The organism is Streptomyces sp. NPDC107654 (assembly GCF_055639035.1).
The window spans coordinates 50,179-64,834 of record NZ_JBVKBI010000023.1; the positions used below are offsets into that span (position 1 = coordinate 50,179).

The 14,656-nt window shown below is 72.4% G+C and carries 17 protein-coding genes; 6 read left to right on the plus strand and 11 right to left on the minus strand.

The window, feature by feature from the left end:
* Positions 1-69 precede the first annotated feature (69 nt).
* The 3 genes from ACZ7N4_RS30905 (at position 70) to ACZ7N4_RS30915 (ending at position 1,844) form a co-directional block, all read left to right on the plus strand.
* The gene (locus ACZ7N4_RS30905) at positions 70-498 is read left to right on the plus strand and encodes an SsgA family sporulation/cell division regulator (protein WP_471364667.1); all 429 of its coding nucleotides are present in this window, start codon (positions 70-72) and stop codon (positions 496-498) included.
* Positions 499-583: 85 nt separating this feature from the next.
* Positions 584-1,249, plus strand: coding sequence for a DUF2238 domain-containing protein (locus tag ACZ7N4_RS30910; RefSeq protein WP_471364671.1), 666 nt, complete (start codon positions 584-586; stop codon positions 1,247-1,249).
* A 169-nt stretch (positions 1,250-1,418) separates the two neighbouring features.
* A complete protein-coding gene (locus ACZ7N4_RS30915; RefSeq protein WP_471364675.1) occupies positions 1,419-1,844 on the plus strand; it encodes a VOC family protein in 426 nt (141 codons plus the stop codon).
* Here the strand turns inward: ACZ7N4_RS30915 and ACZ7N4_RS30920 are convergent.
* From ACZ7N4_RS30920 to ACZ7N4_RS30940, 5 genes are all read right to left on the minus strand, one after another.
* The gene (locus ACZ7N4_RS30920) at positions 1,841-2,371 is read right to left on the minus strand and encodes a DUF6328 family protein (protein ID WP_471364678.1); all 531 of its coding nucleotides are present in this window, start codon (positions 2,369-2,371) and stop codon (positions 1,841-1,843) included. The genes ACZ7N4_RS30915 and ACZ7N4_RS30920 overlap by 4 nt on opposite strands.
* A 52-nt stretch (positions 2,372-2,423) precedes the next feature.
* Positions 2,424-3,407: an aldo/keto reductase gene (locus ACZ7N4_RS30925; protein WP_471364681.1), complete on the minus strand. Its 984-nt coding sequence runs from the start codon at positions 3,405-3,407 to the stop codon at positions 2,424-2,426.
* 46 nt (positions 3,408-3,453) lie between these two features.
* A complete protein-coding gene (locus ACZ7N4_RS30930) occupies positions 3,454-4,047 on the minus strand; it encodes a TetR/AcrR family transcriptional regulator (RefSeq protein ID WP_471364684.1) in 594 nt (197 codons plus the stop codon).
* Entirely contained in the window at positions 4,044-5,516 is a 1,473-nt protein-coding gene (locus ACZ7N4_RS30935) for an MFS transporter (protein ID WP_471364685.1), read from the minus strand. Before ACZ7N4_RS30935 ends, ACZ7N4_RS30930 begins: the two co-directional genes overlap by 4 nt.
* Positions 5,517-5,620: 104 nt before the next feature.
* Positions 5,621-6,823, minus strand: a complete 1,203-nt coding sequence (locus ACZ7N4_RS30940; RefSeq protein ID WP_471364689.1) for an FAD-dependent monooxygenase — start codon at positions 6,821-6,823, stop codon at positions 5,621-5,623.
* 333 nt (positions 6,824-7,156) lie between these two features.
* Here ACZ7N4_RS30940 and melC1 point away from each other — a divergent pair, with 333 nt between their 5' ends.
* The gene (melC1, locus tag ACZ7N4_RS30945; RefSeq protein WP_471364692.1) at positions 7,157-7,534 is read left to right on the plus strand and encodes an apotyrosinase chaperone MelC1; all 378 of its coding nucleotides are present in this window, start codon (positions 7,157-7,159) and stop codon (positions 7,532-7,534) included.
* Positions 7,535-7,569: 35 nt separating this feature from the next.
* Positions 7,570-8,391, plus strand: a complete 822-nt coding sequence (gene melC2, locus ACZ7N4_RS30950) for a tyrosinase MelC2 (RefSeq protein WP_471364696.1) — start codon at positions 7,570-7,572, stop codon at positions 8,389-8,391.
* Here melC2 and ACZ7N4_RS30955 read toward each other — a convergent pair whose 3' ends face one another.
* From ACZ7N4_RS30955 to ACZ7N4_RS30970, 4 genes are all read right to left on the minus strand, one after another.
* Complete coding sequence (locus tag ACZ7N4_RS30955) at positions 8,392-9,111, minus strand: ribonuclease H family protein (protein ID WP_471364699.1); 720 nt, start codon at positions 9,109-9,111, stop codon at positions 8,392-8,394.
* Between the two features lie 34 nt (positions 9,112-9,145).
* Positions 9,146-9,940, minus strand: coding sequence for a VOC family protein (locus ACZ7N4_RS30960; protein ID WP_471364702.1), 795 nt, complete (start codon positions 9,938-9,940; stop codon positions 9,146-9,148).
* A 142-nt stretch (positions 9,941-10,082) separates the two neighbouring features.
* Positions 10,083-10,565 carry a VOC family protein gene (locus ACZ7N4_RS30965; RefSeq protein ID WP_471364705.1) on the minus strand — a complete coding sequence of 161 codons (483 nt, stop codon included), beginning with the start codon at positions 10,563-10,565 and terminating at the stop codon, positions 10,083-10,085.
* Between the two features lie 97 nt (positions 10,566-10,662).
* On the minus strand, positions 10,663-11,055 hold the full coding sequence (locus ACZ7N4_RS30970) for a helix-turn-helix domain-containing protein (protein ID WP_471364708.1): 393 nt from the start codon (positions 11,053-11,055) through the stop codon (positions 10,663-10,665).
* A 267-nt stretch (positions 11,056-11,322) separates the two neighbouring features.
* Between ACZ7N4_RS30970 and ACZ7N4_RS30975 the strand changes: the two genes are divergently transcribed.
* Positions 11,323-12,213, plus strand: a complete 891-nt coding sequence (locus tag ACZ7N4_RS30975; RefSeq protein ID WP_471364873.1) for an RNA polymerase sigma factor SigF — start codon at positions 11,323-11,325, stop codon at positions 12,211-12,213.
* 40 nt (positions 12,214-12,253) lie between these two features.
* Here ACZ7N4_RS30975 and ACZ7N4_RS30980 read toward each other — a convergent pair whose 3' ends face one another.
* Together ACZ7N4_RS30980 and ACZ7N4_RS30985 are read right to left on the minus strand one after the other, a co-directional pair.
* Entirely contained in the window at positions 12,254-12,709 is a 456-nt protein-coding gene (locus ACZ7N4_RS30980) for an ATP-binding protein (protein ID WP_471364711.1), read from the minus strand.
* A gap of 169 nt (positions 12,710-12,878) precedes the next feature.
* Positions 12,879-14,534, minus strand: coding sequence for a DUF6777 domain-containing protein (locus tag ACZ7N4_RS30985; RefSeq protein ID WP_471364714.1), 1,656 nt, complete (start codon positions 14,532-14,534; stop codon positions 12,879-12,881).
* Positions 14,535-14,656: the final 122 nt, after the last annotated feature.

Sequence of the window (14,656 nt, forward strand, 5' to 3'; positions counted from 1 at the left end):
GGGTGAGCATCCCGGGCGATACGGGGGTACTAGAGGGCCCTACGCCGATTGTTGCCGGAGGCCCCCCGCGTGAACCCGTTCGTGCACAAGACCCTGGTGGTGCAGCTCCTCGCCCACGGCACCGGCCGGTGTCCGGTGCTCGCCCACCTCAGCTACGACGCCGACGACCCGTTCGCCGTCACCGCCGTCTTCGCCCACGACGGCCGGGTGCTGGCCCGCTGGCGGCTGGACCGGCAGATGCTCTGCGACGGCCTGGAGCGGCCGGTCGGCGTCGGTGACGTGCGGATGCGGCCGGAGGCCGCGGGGCTGTGGCAGGAGCTGCGCCTGGAGTTCCTGGGGGACACCCGGCCGGACGGCGGCCGGCACCACGCGGTGGTGCTCGCCTGGGCGCCGGCGGTCGCCGCGTTCCTGCGCGAGACCCACCACGTCGTCCCGCCGGGGCACGAACGCCTCCCGATGGACGAGCTGCTGGCGGAGATCCTCTCCACGGCTGAGTAGCCGTACTCATGCCCGCCGGCCGGGCGGGCGCCACGATGGGGCTCCTACGACACCCGCGACACCGCCCTCTGGCAAGGAGCCCCCCGTGACCGCAGTGCACCCCGCCCCGCTCCGCGCGCCGCGCCGGGTGCCGCCCACCCTCTTCGCCGGTGTGGTGGCCGTCGGGCTGGCCGCGTCCGCGTGGGGCGCCCGCGACCGCGCCACCTGGTTCCTGGAGACGGTGTGGGCGCTGGTGGGCCTGCCCCTGGTGGTGCTGGCCTGGCGGCGCTTCCCGCTGACCGGGCTGCTGTGCGGGCTGCTCGCCGCGCACGCGCTGGTCCTGGCGGTCGGCGGACACTACACCTACGCCGAGGTCCCGGCGGGTGACTGGGTGCGTGACACCTTCGGCCTGGACCGCAATCCGTACGACCGCTTCGGGCACCTGATGCAGGGCTTCGTACCGGCCGTGCTGGTCCGCGAACTGCTCAGCCGCACCTCGCCGTTGCGCGGCAGCCGCTGGCTGGCGCCGCTCACGGTCTGTGCCTGTCTGGCCTTCAGCGCCTGTTTCGAGCTGCTGGAGTGGCTGGCGGCGGAGATCGGGGGGCACGGCGCGGACGCGTTCCTCGCCATCCAGGGCGATGTGTGGGACACCCAGTGGGACATGTTCTGCGCCCTGATCGGGGCGGTGCTGTCCCTGCTGCTGCTCAGCCGGCCGCACGACCGCCAGTTGCTCGCGCTGAGGGGCGTTGCACCGGCTCACCATGATCAGTAAAGTCACCCGGGTGACTGCCGGGTCGGCCATGGGCCACACACGAGTGAGGGTCCCGGCCTCCGCGTGAGCGCGAGGCGGGCGAGAGGCCCGCCGTCGTCTTCGAGTTCCAGCCGTCGCCCGCTTCGGGCGCCCTTCCCGCGGACCTCACGAACCGGAGACACACCCACCCATGCAGACCACCGCGCGGCCCGCGCCGACGCACGCCCCGACCGCCGCGGTCAGGCTCGACCACACCGCCGTCCTCGCCCGGGACCGGCGGCTGTCGGCGGAGTTCCTCGCCGCCGTCCTGGGCCTGACCGTCGCCGCCCCGTTCGGCCCGTTCCTGCCCGTCGACCTCGGCAACGGCGTGACGCTCGACTTCTACGAGCAGCGTGCGGAACCGATCCAGTCGCAGCACTACGCGTTCCTCGTGCCGGAGGAGGGCTTCGACGGCGTGATCGCCCGGCTGGAGGCGCTCGACGTCACCTACTACGCCGACCCGCACCACACCGAACCCGGCCGGACCAACCGTCTCTTCGGGGGCCGCGGCGTCTACTTCACCGATCCTTCCGGGCACAACATGGAGGTCATGACCCGGCCCTACGTCCGCCCCTAGTCGGGCGAGCGCGGCAGCCGCGGGCGCTCCGCCTGGTCGTCCGGCCGGGAGGAGTACCTGCGGCGGGCCCAGAGGGGCAGGCCGTACCAGCCCACCAGGTACCAGGCGACGACGGCCGCCACCAGGTAGGGCACGTAGCCGTCGTGCGTGGCCACCCGGAGGATCAGCAGCAGCGACGACGTCATCGTCGCGAGCAGCAGCGCCAGGCCGACCAGGGTCATCCGGGAGGCCAGCCGCACCGCCTGCGGCTTGACCCGGCGGCCGGAGACCAGCCGGTGCAGGGAGACCGGGCCGATGAGGGCGCCGGTCGCGCAGGCGCCGAGGACCACGGTGACGATGTAGATGGCGTGGTCCGTGGAGGTGAGCCGCCCGTACTTGGGCTGGAAGACGACGGTCAGCAGGAAGCCGAACAGGATCTGCACGCCCGTCTGGGCCACCCGGACCTCTTGGATGAGTTCACCCCACATCCGGTCGGCCCGCTCCTCCTCGGTCTCGTCGCGCCCTCTGCGCCGTCCTTCCTCCGTCATGCGGTGCGTGTAACCGCCCGCCCGATCGTTCAAACGGTGCGCGTGATGGCGCCTACCAGCGGGACTCCACCTGGTCCCCGATCCGCCGCTCGTACAGCTCACGGATCGCGGCGAACGTCTCCCGCGGCAGCGGCGGCAGCTTGGCCGCCGCGGCGTTGGCGCGGGCCTGCTCCGGGTTGCGGGCGCCGGGGATCACCGTGGTCACGCCCTCCTGCTCGACGATCCAGCGCAGCGCCAGCTGGGCCGGGGTGTACCCCTCCGGGGTGAGCGCGGCGAACTCGGCGGCGGCCTCGACCCCGGTGGCGTAGTCCACGCCGGAGAAGGTCTCGCCCTGGTCGAAGGCCTCACCGTGCCGGTTGAAGGTGCGGTGGTCGTCGGGGGCGAACACGGTGTCCTGGGTGTACTTGCCGGACAGCAGTCCGGAGGCGAGCGGCACGCGCGCGATGATGCCGACGCCGGCCTCGCGGGCGGCGGGCAGCACCTCCCGCAGGGGCTTCATCCGGAAGGGGTTGAGGATGATCTGCACGCTCGCGACGTTCGGCCGGGCGATCGCGGTGAGCGCCTGCGCGCAGGTCTCCACGCTCACCCCGTACGCGGCGACGCGTTCCTCCTCGACCAGGGTGTCCAGGGCGTCGAACACCGCGTCCGAGGAGTAGACCGGGGTGGGCGGGCAGTGCAGCTGCACCAGGTCGATCCGGTCGACGCCGAGGTTGCGGCGCGAGCGGTCGTTCCAGGCACGGAAGTTGTCCAGGACGTAGTTCTCGGGGACCTGCTCCGCCCGGCGGCCCATCTTGGTGGCCACGAGCACGTGCAGATCGGGCCGGCCGCGCAGGAACGAGGCGATCGTCGACTCGCTGCGCCCGTCGCCGTACACGTCGGCGGTGTCGAAGAAGGTGACCCCGGCCTCGGCCGCCGCCTCCAGGACGGAGAGGGCCTCCTTGTCGTCCACGGCGCCCCAGTCGGCGCCCAGCTGCCATGTGCCGAGGCCAACCACCGACGCCCACTGACCCGACCTGCCGATTACGCGTTCGTCCATGGCCTCAGTCTGTCACCCGGTACGGCTCCGTCGCGGCCCGCGGGGCTCACCGTCCGGGGGTGAGCTGTGCCTGTACGGCGGGCCCGTAGCGGTCGGCGAGGGCGTCGGGGTCGGTTTCGCGCAGGTGCGGGCCGCGGGCGATGCCGTACATGACGCCGAGGCCGACCAGGGCGGCGACGGCGAGTTCGGCGCGCAGGCCCGCGTCGGGGCCGGTGAGGCGGGCGGCGAGGCGCTCGGTCACCTGGGCGCGGAAGTTGGCGCGCAGCACCTCGCCGTGGTCGCCGTGCAGCGGGGCGAAGGCGATGCGCAGCAGCGGGTCGGCGCCCCGCTCGCGCTGGCTGGAGACCACGTGCCGGACCATGTGCCGGCCGAGGTCGTCCAGCGGGGCGTCCAGCAGGTCGTCGGCGTCGGTGTCGAAGGACATCACGCGGGCGAACAGGGCGTCCTTGTTGCCGAAGTACTTCAGGATCAGCGGCGGGCTGACGCCGGCCCGCTCGGCGACGGCCCTCAGGGTGATGTCGGCGTGCGCGTGCCGGGCCAGCAGGTGACGTGCGGCCCTCAGGATGGCGGCCTTGGTGGCCTCGGCGTCCCGGCGTGCGGGGGCGGGCGCCTGACCGGGTGGCGTGGTCATGGTCCTCATGCTCCCTCCATCGCCCCGTCCCGGGCGCCCCGGGGGGCGCCGCGGTGCCGCCGGGTGCCCCGGGCGGGGCCGTCGCCGGGGATGGACAGGGCCGCCGCGCAGGCCGCGAGGGCGACGGTGCCGGCCAGGGCGAAGGCGAGCAGGTAGCCGTGCAGGGTGGGCACGGGGACGCCGCCGAGGGGGCTGCTGTGGTGGACGAGGACGGCGGCGACGGCCGCGCTGGAGACGGCCTGGCCGATGGTCCGCATGAGGACGTTGACGCCGTTGGCGGAGGCGGTCTGGGCGGCCGGTACGGCCCGCAGGATCAGGGTCGGCAGCGCGGAGTAGGCGAGCGTGGTGCCGGTCGCGACCACGGTGGCGCCCAGGATGATCATCCACAGGTCGCGGCTGTCGGCGATGCGCAGCGCGTACCCGCAGGCGATGACGGCGGCGCCGAGCGCGAGGGTGATCCGCGGGCCGCGCGCGGCCGAGATGCGGGCCGACAGCGGGGAGAACAGCAGCATGGTGACGCCGCCGGGCAGCAGGCAGAGCCCGGTGGCGACGATGGACAGGCCGAGGCCGTACCCGGTGGCCTTCGGCGCCTGCACGAGCTGGGCGGTGACCAGCGAGTTGGCGTAGAAGGCGAATCCGGTCAGCAGGGCCGCCACATGGGACAGGCCCACCCGCGGCCGGGTGGCCAGCCGCAGGTCGACCAGCGGCCGGGCGGCGCGCAGCTGCTGCCGGCACCACAGGACGAGGACGGCGACGGCCGCGAGGAACAGGGCGAGGACCCGGGCGCTGCCCCAGCCCCAGGTGCCGCCCTGGGAGACGCCCAGCAGCAGGCAGACCAGCCCGGCGGCGAGGCCGAGCGCGCCGGCGACGTCGAAGCGGCCGGGCTCGCGCAGCGGTGACTCCCGTACCGCCCACCAGGTCGCCGTGACACCCAGTGCGCCGAGGGCGCTGGTGAGCCAGAACATGGTGTGCCAGTCGGCGTACTGCACGACCAGCGCGGCGAGCGGCAGGCCGAGCGCGGCGCCGATGCCGACGGTGGAACTCATCAGGGCGACCGCCGAGCCACGGCGCTCGGGCGGGAGTTCGTCGCGCAGGATGCTGATGGAGAGCGGGACCACGGAGGCGGCGGCACCCTGGAGCGCGCGGGCGGCGATGAGCACCCCGATGTCGGAGGAGAGCGCGCACATCACGGAGCCGACGGTCATCAGGGCGAGCGCGGCGGTGAGCACCCGGCGCTTGCCGTACATGTCGCCGGCCCGGCCGAGTACGGGGGTGAGGACGGCGCCGGAGAGGAGGGTCGCGGTGACCGTCCAGGAGACGGCGGCGGCCGACGCTCCGGTGAGCCGGGGCAGGTCGGGCAGGAGCGGGACGACCACGGTCTGCATGACCGCCATGAGGATGCCGCCCGACGCCAGGACCGGCACGGTGAGCCGGTCGCGCAGCCGGGGCCGCGGGGGTATGGGCTCTGGCTGGTCCATCGGCGCTCCTGCGGGCGGCACGGTGACGAGGTGAATACGTATTCACCATATCGAGTGAATGGGCATTCACCAACGTTTCCTCGCCCGAACGGTGGAGGGCGGGGTTATCCCCGGCCGGCCGCGGAGCGGGCGTGCAGGGCGCGGGCGGCGCGGGGGCCGAGCCAGCGCTTGAGCCTGCGCAGCGTCTCCAGCCGTCCGGCCGCCCGGTCGAGGCCGTAGTACAGCTGCGGCGGGACGTACGGCAGCAGCGGCGAGTGGCGCTGGCCGAGCAGGGCGAACATCCGGTGCGGGGGCAGGTCGATGTAGCGGGGCAGGTCCTCGTACCACTGGGCGCTGTAGCGGGCGGCGCTCTGCGCGGACAGCAGCGCGGCCCGGCGTCGGCGCTCGTAGGCGGCGAGGGCCTGGGGCAGGCCGGCGTGGCCGCGCAGGGCACCGGCGAGGCACATGGCGTCCTCCAGGGCGAGGGTGGTGCCGGCGCCGATGGAGTAGTGGGTGGTGTGGGCCGCGTCGCCGAGCAGGACCAGGTTGCCGTGGTGCCAGGTGCGGTTGGTGAGGGTGCGGAAGGTCTGCCAGGAGGCGCCGGGGCGGGCCGTCAGGGGGTGGCCGTCGAGGACGCCGGCGAAGAGCTTCTCCAGCAGGGCGAGGCCCTCGGCCTGGTCGGCGCGGTCCAGGCCGAGGCCGGTGAGGGTCCCCGGTGAGCACTCGACGACGCAGGTGCTGCGGTCGTCGCCGTAGCCGTAGCCGTAGGCCCAGATCCAGCCGTGCTCGGTCTCGGTGAAGGCGAAGGTGAAGGCGTCGAAGACCTTGCTGGTGCCGAGCCAGATGTAGGGGTTGCGGCCGGAGGTGACGCGGGTGCCGAAGTCGTGGGCGGCGTTGGTGCGCAGGGCGCTGTGCACTCCGTCGGCCGCGACGACGAGGTCCGCGCCGGCGGGCGGGCGCGTCACCTCGCTCTCGTACCGCAGGCGGACCCCGAGGGCGCGGGCCCGGCCGGCGAGCAGGTCGAGCAGCCGGTGCCGGCCGATGCCGAACCCCTCGTCCCCGGGGTGCCGGGTCGTCAGGTCGCGGACGTGGGCGACGCCCTCGCTCCACCGGACCGAGTGCTCCTCGATCGCCCGGGCCGTCTCGGGGTCGTGCGCCCGGAGCCGGTCGAGGAGTCCGTGCCAGTAGGTCACGCCCCAGCCGTAGGTGGAGCCTTCGGGGTCGCGTTCGTGGACGGTGACGTCATGGGCGGGGTCCTGCCGCTTGAGCAGGATGGCGAGGTACAGGCCGGCGGGCCCGCCTCCGACACAGACGACCTTCACACGCACTCCCCTGACCGTCACCCGACGTGCTGGAACGGCACCGGAGGGTAGCAGGGGCGGCGGGCCGCCCGATCGCGTCAGTTTGGCGCGGTGAGCCGCGCCACTCGAACGGGTGGCGACCGGAAAAGATCATCGGCAAGTGCGGCGCCCCGGCAAGGAATTCCCCGTTCCGGGGCGGAACGGCCTACCGCCCCAGCAAGATCATCTTAGTTCAACTCTCTACGACATGTGGCTAATTGTCCGGATCACAGCCAACCGGTTCCGGCTGATTTCTCCCGCCCCCAATGATCCGGATAGGCATGCGTCGTCACCACCGAACCACTCTTCAGGAGGACCCGCATGCCCGACATCACCCGGCGTCGCGCGCTCACCGCGGCAGCCGCCGTCGCCGCGACGGCCTCGGTCGCCACCCTCGCGGCGCCCGCCGCGTCGGCCGCCGACCACCACATGCCCACCACGCCCGATTCCTTCGACGAGGTCTACAAGGGCCGCCGGATACAGGGCCGTCCGGCGAGCGGCGGCGGACACCACCACGAACACGGCGGCGGCTACGGGGTGTTCGTCGACGGCGTGCAGCTGCACGTGATGCAGAACGCCGACGGCAGCTGGATCAGCGTCGTCAGCCATTACGACCCGGTGCCGACCCCGCGCGCCGCCGCTCGTGCCGCGGTGGACGAGCTGCAGGGCGCAACGCTGCTGCCGTTCCCCGCCAACTGACCGCCCTCGCAAGGACTTCCGGAGCACCCCGCACCATGACCGTACGCAAGAACCAGGCCACCCTCACCGCCGACGAGAAGAAGCGGTTCGTGGGCGCCGTCCTCGAACTGAAGCGCAGCGGACGCTACGACGACTTCGTCCGCACCCACAACGAGTTCATCATGTCGGACACCGACAACGGTGAGCGGACCGGCCACCGCTCCCCCTCCTTCCTGCCCTGGCACCGCAGATTCCTGCTCGACTTCGAGGAGGCGCTGCAGTCGGTGGACTCCTCGGTCGCGCTGCCCTACTGGGACTGGAGCGCCGACCGCACGGTGCGGGCCTCGCTGTGGGCGCCGGACTTCCTCGGCGGCACCGGGCGCAGCACCGACGGCCGGGTGATGGACGGCCCGTTCGCCGCGTCCACCGGGAACTGGACGATCAACGTGCGCGTCGACGGCCGTACGTTCCTGCGCCGCTCGCTCGGCACCGGTGTGCGGGAGCTGCCGACGCGGGCCGAGGTGGAGTCGGTGCTGTCGATGGCGACGTACGACATGGCGCCGTACAACAGCTCCTCGGACGGCTTCCGCAACCACCTGGAGGGCTGGCGCGGGGTCAACCTGCACAACAGGGTGCACGTGTGGGTCGGCGGGCAGATGGCCACCGGTGTCTCCCCCAACGACCCGGTGTTCTGGCTGCACCACGCCTACATCGACAAGCTGTGGGCCGAGTGGCAGCGCCGGCACCCGGACTCCGCCTATGTCCCGACGGGCGGCACGCCGAACGTGGTGGACCTGAACGACACCATGAAGCCGTGGAACACCGTGCGCCCGGCGGACATGCTGGACCACACCAGGCACTACACCTTCGACGTCTGATCAGACCTCGGCGGTACGGCACTCCGGGTGGCCCCAGCCCTGCGCGTTCTTGGCGATCTTCTCGCCGGCCGCGTAGGACCGGCCGCACAGGCAGCGGCCCGGGAACTTGGCCTTGATGGTGCGGGAGGACGCGGCCCCGCCGCTGCGCGCGGAAGCGGCGCCGCCGGTGCGGCCGCGTGCCTTCCCGCGCGATGTCCCGGCCGCCGGGGTGCCGGACGACGGCGGGGGCTCGGGCGAGCCGAGCGCGCTGCCGGCCGGCTCCTGGACGGAGGCCGCCTGGCTGGCCGCGCGGTCGGCGAAGTCGTTCAGCGGGTCGCCGTCGACCTGGTGTGCGGGGACGTAGCGGAACTCGACGGACCGGCCGCCGAGGAGTTCGTCGATGCGGACCACCAGGTCCTGGTTGGCGACGGGCTTGCCGGCGGCGGTCTTCCAGCCGTTGCGCTTCCAGCCGGGCAGCCAGGTGGTGACGGCCTTCATCGCGTACTGGGAGTCCATCCGGACCTCCAGCTCGACGTCCGGGTCGACGGCGGTGAGCAGCCGCTCCAGGGCCGTCAGCTCTGCGACGTTGTTGGTGGCCCGGCCGAGCGGGCCCGCCTCCCAGCGGGCGGGGGTCCGCTCGTCGCCGTCCGAGACCACCCACGCCCATCCGGCCGGTCCGGGGTTTCCCTTCGAAGCCCCGTCGCACGCGGCCACCACACGTTCACGCATGGGCCCGATCATGCCATGGCCTGCGGGGGTGCCGTTCCGGGACCGGTCAGACGTCCCGGATTCCCGGCATCTCGCCCTCGGTGGTCGTGATGTCGATCACCGAGAGGTTCGCGCCCTGCGGGTCGCTCAGCGCCGCGAACCGGCCGAAGGGGCTGCTCATCGGCCCGAAGCGGAGGATCCCGCCGAGCTTGACGGCCCGGTCGACGGCCGCGTCGCAGTCGTCCACGGTGAAGTAGACGTTGATGTACGACGGCACCTCCGGCGGGAAGTCGTCGGTCATCCGCATCCGGCCGAGGACGGTGTCCTCGCCGACCTCGAACATCCGGAAGTCCACCGTGTCGTCCGCGATCTCCTTCATCCGGTACGGGAAGACCGCGGAGAGGAACGCGTCCGCCTGCTCCGGTTCCCTGGTGAAGACCTCGGCCCAGCAGTAGGCGCCGGGCGTGGCCGTCGCCTCGAAGCCCTCGTGGGTGCCCGCCTGCCACACGCCGAACACGGCCCCGCTGGGCTCCCGGGCCAGGCACATGGTGCCGAAATCGCCGACCCGCATCGGCTCCATCAGCACCTCGCCGCCGTTCTCCCGGATCCTCTCCGCGGTGGCCGCCGCGTCCGGCGAGGCGAGGTACAGGCACCACTGCGAGTGGCCCTCCTGGCCGGGCATGGGCGGGACGACGGCGGCCACGGCCTTGCCGTGCGCGTAGGCCTGGGTGTAGTTGCCGTGCTCCGACGACGACTCGCCGAAGGTCCAGCCGAGGACGTCGCCGTAGAACCGCTTGGCTCCCTCGACGTCACTGAACATCGCATCGGCCCAACAGGGCGTTCCTTCCGGTTGCACGGCCATGCTGCCGGCCCTCCTGACGTGGTCTGTCCCGTCAGTTCACGCTAGCCACGCGGGGTCCGCCCCGCGCGCCGAGCCGACTGCCCGTACGACGCGCGGAGCCCTCCGGCGCCCCGCCTCCGGCCGGCCCCGCGGCCGGCTTCCGCTACTCGCCCGCGTACGCCCTGTCCAGTACCGCCGCGTCCAGCTTGGTCATGCCCATCATGGCGTCGAGGGCGCGGGAGGCCTTTTCCTGGTCCGGGTCGGCGATCATGCCGAGGAGGGGGGCGTAGACGACCTGCCATGAGACGCCGTACCGGTCCTTGAGCCAGCCGCACTGGCCGCCCTCGCCGCCGTTCTCGGTGAGCTTCGTCCAGTAGTGGTCGATCTCCTCCTGGCCGGAGCAGAGGATCTGGAAGGAGACGGCCTCGTTGAAGCCGAACTCGGGGCCGCCGTTGAGGGCGACGAACCGCTGGCCGTTGGCCGTGAACTCCACGGTCAGCACGGAGCCGGCCGGGCCGCGACCGGACTCCGGCCACCGGACGACGTTCCCGACGCGGGAGTCCTTGAAGATCGAGACGTAGTGGTGCGCGGCCTCCTCCGCCTGGCCGTCGAACCAGAGACACGTGATGAATCCGTCGGTGGACATGAGCACCTCCTGGGGCGTGGAACGCGGTCGTGTCTGTCGACTCCCGCACGCGCCGAAACTCATCGCGCTTCCGGCAGCCGCGGGGAGACGTGACGGATCAGGCCGCCAGACAGAGCCCCCGGTACGGCCGGTGCGGAGCGGCGGCGGGCGAGGGCCGCCCGGCGGTGCGCCGGGTCAGCTCGCCGTGCACCAGCGACAGCAGGTCCCCGAGGCCCAGGCCGAGCGCGTGGGCCGCGGCCGCCAGCACCTCGGACGAGGCCTCCTTGCGTCCCCGCTCGATCTCGGACAGGTAGGGCAGCGAGATCCGGGCGGCGTCGGCCACGTCCTTGAGCGTGCGGTCCTGCGCCTTCCGCTCCCTGCGCAGCACCTCACCGACGAGATCCCGCCACAGTGGCTCCCTGGGGGCGGGCTCGGTCTCCGGAGCGGCCGGCCGGGCGGGCGCCGGTCGCAGTGGAATGACACGGGCTTCTTCACTCACCGGGTTGCTCATCCCGTCAGCCTAGGATCGGTGCCGTCCCGGAACGAGGGAGCAGGATTGCGCTCTGCGGGAAACCCTCGCGGCGCACCGACCGTTTCGCGCCAGTGCGGGCGGAGGGGTGCATGCGTGGCGTCACCGTGGGTACCCGGGCCGTGAGCGGCTCTGCGGACCTGCTTGAACCCCCGCAGAACGGGTACCCGCACAGAACGGCCTGTGCGGGAAACCGGCAGTCAGGCCGTACAGGGAGATGTCGGAACCGTGACTTTCGTGGGAGAGGTAATGAACACCGCCGCCGGGATCCGGTCGGACGCAGAGGTCGTCGAACAGACCGTGCAGGACAGGACGGGCGACGGGTCGCTTCCCGGCATCGCGGACCCGGCGTCCGTCGCGCCACGGGACGCACGGGAGCTGTCCCGCCAGTTCTTCCGCCGCCTGACCGAGCTGGAGGAGGGGACGCCCGCGTACCAGTACGCGCGCAACACCCTCATCGAGATGAACATGTCACTGGTGCGGTTCGCGGCCGGACGCTTCCGTGGCCGCGGCGACGACATGGAGGACATCGTCCAGACCGGGATGATCGGCCTGATCAAGGCCATCGACCGGTTCGAACTGGCGCGCGAGGTCGAGTTCACCTCCTTCGCTCTGCCCTACATCGTCGGCGAGATCAAGCGGTTCTTCCGTGACACCACCTGGGCCGTGCACGTTCCGCGCCGGCTCCAGGAGCTGCGCGTGGAGCTGGCCAAGGCCCGCGAGGAGCTGTCGAGCCGCCTGGACCGGGACCCGACGGTCGCCGAGCTGGCCACGCTGATGAACCTCACCGAGCACCAGGTCGTCGAGGCCCAGCTGGCCTCCAACGGCTACAACTCGGCTTCCCTGGACGCGGCGCTCACCGGCGACGGCCCGGAGGACGGCGAGGCGGTGCTCGCCGACTTCATCGGTGTGGAGGAGGAGGGTCTGCAGCTCGTCGAGGACTTCCACGCGCTCGCCCCGCTGATGGCGGAGCTGAGCGACCGTGACCGGCAGATCATCCACCTCAGGTTCGTCGAGGAGGCGACCCAGGCGGAGATCGGCGAGCAGCTCGGCTGCTCCCAGATGCATGTCTCCCGCCTGATCAAGCGGATCATCGCCCGGCTGCGGCAGGGGATGCTCGGCGAGCTGGGCTGCGCCTGACACACCACGCCGTCGGCGCACCGCTCGGCCTCGCCGCCGCTCAGTCGCGTCGCAGCTGGAAGACGGCTCGCACCCGCTTGCCCACGGGCACGCGTTCGACGGTCAGCTCCGAGGCGAGGGCGTACACGATCTCCAGACCGTGCCGCCCGACGCGCTCGGGGTCCTTCGGGAAGCGGCGGGGCAGGGCGCTGCTGCTGTCGTACACGGACACCGTGACCGAGGTGTCCGTGCCCTCCAGCTCCAGGATGTACGGGCCGTTGCTGTGCCGGTCGGCGTTGGTGACCAGCTCGCTGACCATGAGAAGGAGCTCGCCGTCGGCCCGGGCGTCCGCGGTGGCGCACCACTCGGTGCGCAGCTGCTGGAGAAACCGGGACGCGAAGGCACGGGCCTCGGCGATGCATCCGGGTTCACCGGTGTAGTGCGCCGCGTTGCGCAATGGTTCCACGGGTACGTCGAAACCAGTCGGTATCACTGCCCCGCCCAGGTGCTCGATCATTCTGTCCTTCTGGGAAAACCCGGTCCGGCCGGTCGATGGTGCACCAGTCCTCGTACCCCGAGCTCGGCCCCCCAGTCCACCGGATACGTTCGCCCAGCGCGCACAGTGGCGAGTGTCACTGCATGCGACCGGGGCGGGCCGCCGTGGCGGCTCACGCCCCGGGAGGGCACTACTGCCCCTGCTGCTGGTTCTGCTGCTGTTCCTGCGTGTGCTGCTGTTGGGTCTGCTGTTCCTGCGTCTGCTGCCGGCTCTCGGAGCGGGCCGGTGCCTCGGGCGAGGCACCGGACTGCTTCGTCGACGGCGAACCGGCCGACGGGGCCGACGGAGCCGATGGAGCCGATGGAGCCGACGGAACCGACGACTCGCCGGACGGGGATTCCTTGGACGGCGACTCCTTGGACGGGGACTCCTTGGACGGCGACTCCTTCGACGGGGACTCCTTCGACGGGGACTCCTTGGACGGCGACTCCTTCGACGGGGACTCCTTCGACGGCGATTCCTTGGACGGGGACTCGGTCGCCGAGCCTTTCTCGCTCGACGGCGACTGGGACTTCGGCGGCGACGACGACTTCTCCGACGGCTTCTCCGACGGCTTCTCCGACGGCTTCGACGATTCCGAGGAAGGTGACGTCGACTTCGAGGGCGACGAGGACGTGGAACCCGTCGGTGGTGTCGAACCCGGTGAGGTCGAGGGCGACGGGGAGGCCGGTGACGTGGTGATCCCGGACGAGGCCGGCGGACAGGCGGAACCGGGCCTACTGCTCGTACCCGGTGCGCACGGCAACGGGGCCTTCCACGGGTCCGGGTACTTCGGCGGCTTGCCGTGCGCGTCGTACCGGACGTTCGCGTAGCCGCGGTGGCGGTTCACCCACATGTGGTGGTGGGTGTCGTAGATCACGAAGACCTTGACGACCACCGGGGCGGGCTGCACCACGACGACGTTCGTGGACCGGTACGAGGGCCACTGCCGGCCGACCAGCCGGGGCGCGGCGCTCTGGGCGACCGGTTCCATCAGCGGGTTGCCGCAGGCGCAGCGCAGCCGGGGCACGCCGTGCGCGTCGACCAGGACGGCGGTACCGCTCTGCAGGACGGACTGGTAGCTGGTGGCGCTGCCGTTGCGGTAGCCGTGGTTGGTGACGCGGGTGTCGGCGCGCAACTGCACGGAGGTGAGGGAGCGGAGGTAGCCGGGGACGCCGGCGGGCTGGACGCCGATCGACCTGGCGAAGGCCCGGTTCCTGTTCGCGTCGGCCTGGAGGGCCCTGATCTGCCGTTCGACGTCACAGCTGGGCGTCTTCCGGGTGCCGCCGTAGAGGCCGGGCGCCCCGCCCTGCACCCCGCGCACCTCGTTGGCTCCCTCCTGCGGGGTACTGACCGGCAGGGATGCGGTGCTCCGGGGCGCGGTGGGGCGGCCCGGTGCGGTGGACTTCCCCGGCGTGGCGGGTTCGCCCGGCGCGGTCGACTTCCCGGGCTCGCTGGACTTGCCCGGTGCGGTGGCGCTTCCCTGCGTCGTCGCGGTGGACTCGGTGAAGGGGTCCTGGCCGGTGCTGTTGGCGGCCTCCAGGAAGACCTCGCCGCTCTGCGCGGAGGTTCCGCCGCCGCCCGGACGGGTGAAGAACACCGCGAGGGCCGCGCAGGCGATCAGGGCCGCGGTGAGCGCCGCCACCCGGGGCACCGACTTCCACCAGGGGCCGTGCGGCTCCCTGTGTCCGCCGCCACCGGCGGGCGGCGGCGAGGGCGGCGGGCCGGCGGGCGGCCGGGACGAGCCCGACAGGGGGCCGGAGGGCGGGCCTGTGGGACGGCCAGAGGACGGAGGGTCGACGCTCACGAGCCCTACTTCCCGTCGCGATGCGCGGCTTCGCTCGGATGATCCCGTCAGGTTTCGTCAAACCCGCTGTGGGCTGTTTGGCTGCACACTGACACCATTGTGTGACGGAGTATCGGACCGCT

What these genes read in the sequence shown, in the direction of transcription:
- melC1 (WP_471364692.1), top strand. Translation starts at nt 7,157, where the DNA reads ATGCCCGACATCACCCGGCGTCGCGCGCTCACCGCGGCAGCCGCCGTC.
- ACZ7N4_RS30975 (WP_471364873.1), top strand. Translation starts at nt 11,323, where the DNA reads ATGAACACCGCCGCCGGGATCCGGTCGGACGCAGAGGTCGTCGAACAG.
- ACZ7N4_RS30980 (WP_471364711.1), bottom strand. Translation starts at nt 12,709, where the DNA reads ATGATCGAGCACCTGGGCGGGGCAGTGATACCGACTGGTTTCGACGTA.
- ACZ7N4_RS30925 (WP_471364681.1), bottom strand. Translation starts at nt 3,407, where the DNA reads ATGGACGAACGCGTAATCGGCAGGTCGGGTCAGTGGGCGTCGGTGGTT.
- ACZ7N4_RS30935 (WP_471364685.1), bottom strand. Translation starts at nt 5,516, where the DNA reads ATGGACCAGCCAGAGCCCATACCCCCGCGGCCCCGGCTGCGCGACCGG.
- ACZ7N4_RS30970 (WP_471364708.1), bottom strand. Translation starts at nt 11,055, where the DNA reads ATGAGCAACCCGGTGAGTGAAGAAGCCCGTGTCATTCCACTGCGACCG.
- ACZ7N4_RS30955 (WP_471364699.1), bottom strand. Translation starts at nt 9,111, where the DNA reads ATGATCGGGCCCATGCGTGAACGTGTGGTGGCCGCGTGCGACGGGGCT.
- ACZ7N4_RS30920 (WP_471364678.1), bottom strand. Translation starts at nt 2,371, where the DNA reads ATGACGGAGGAAGGACGGCGCAGAGGGCGCGACGAGACCGAGGAGGAG.
- ACZ7N4_RS30965 (WP_471364705.1), bottom strand. Translation starts at nt 10,565, where the DNA reads ATGTCCACCGACGGATTCATCACGTGTCTCTGGTTCGACGGCCAGGCG.
- melC2 (WP_471364696.1), top strand. Translation starts at nt 7,570, where the DNA reads ATGACCGTACGCAAGAACCAGGCCACCCTCACCGCCGACGAGAAGAAG.
- ACZ7N4_RS30960 (WP_471364702.1), bottom strand. Translation starts at nt 9,940, where the DNA reads ATGGCCGTGCAACCGGAAGGAACGCCCTGTTGGGCCGATGCGATGTTC.
- ACZ7N4_RS30930 (WP_471364684.1), bottom strand. Translation starts at nt 4,047, where the DNA reads ATGAGGACCATGACCACGCCACCCGGTCAGGCGCCCGCCCCCGCACGC.
- ACZ7N4_RS30915 (WP_471364675.1), top strand. Translation starts at nt 1,419, where the DNA reads ATGCAGACCACCGCGCGGCCCGCGCCGACGCACGCCCCGACCGCCGCG.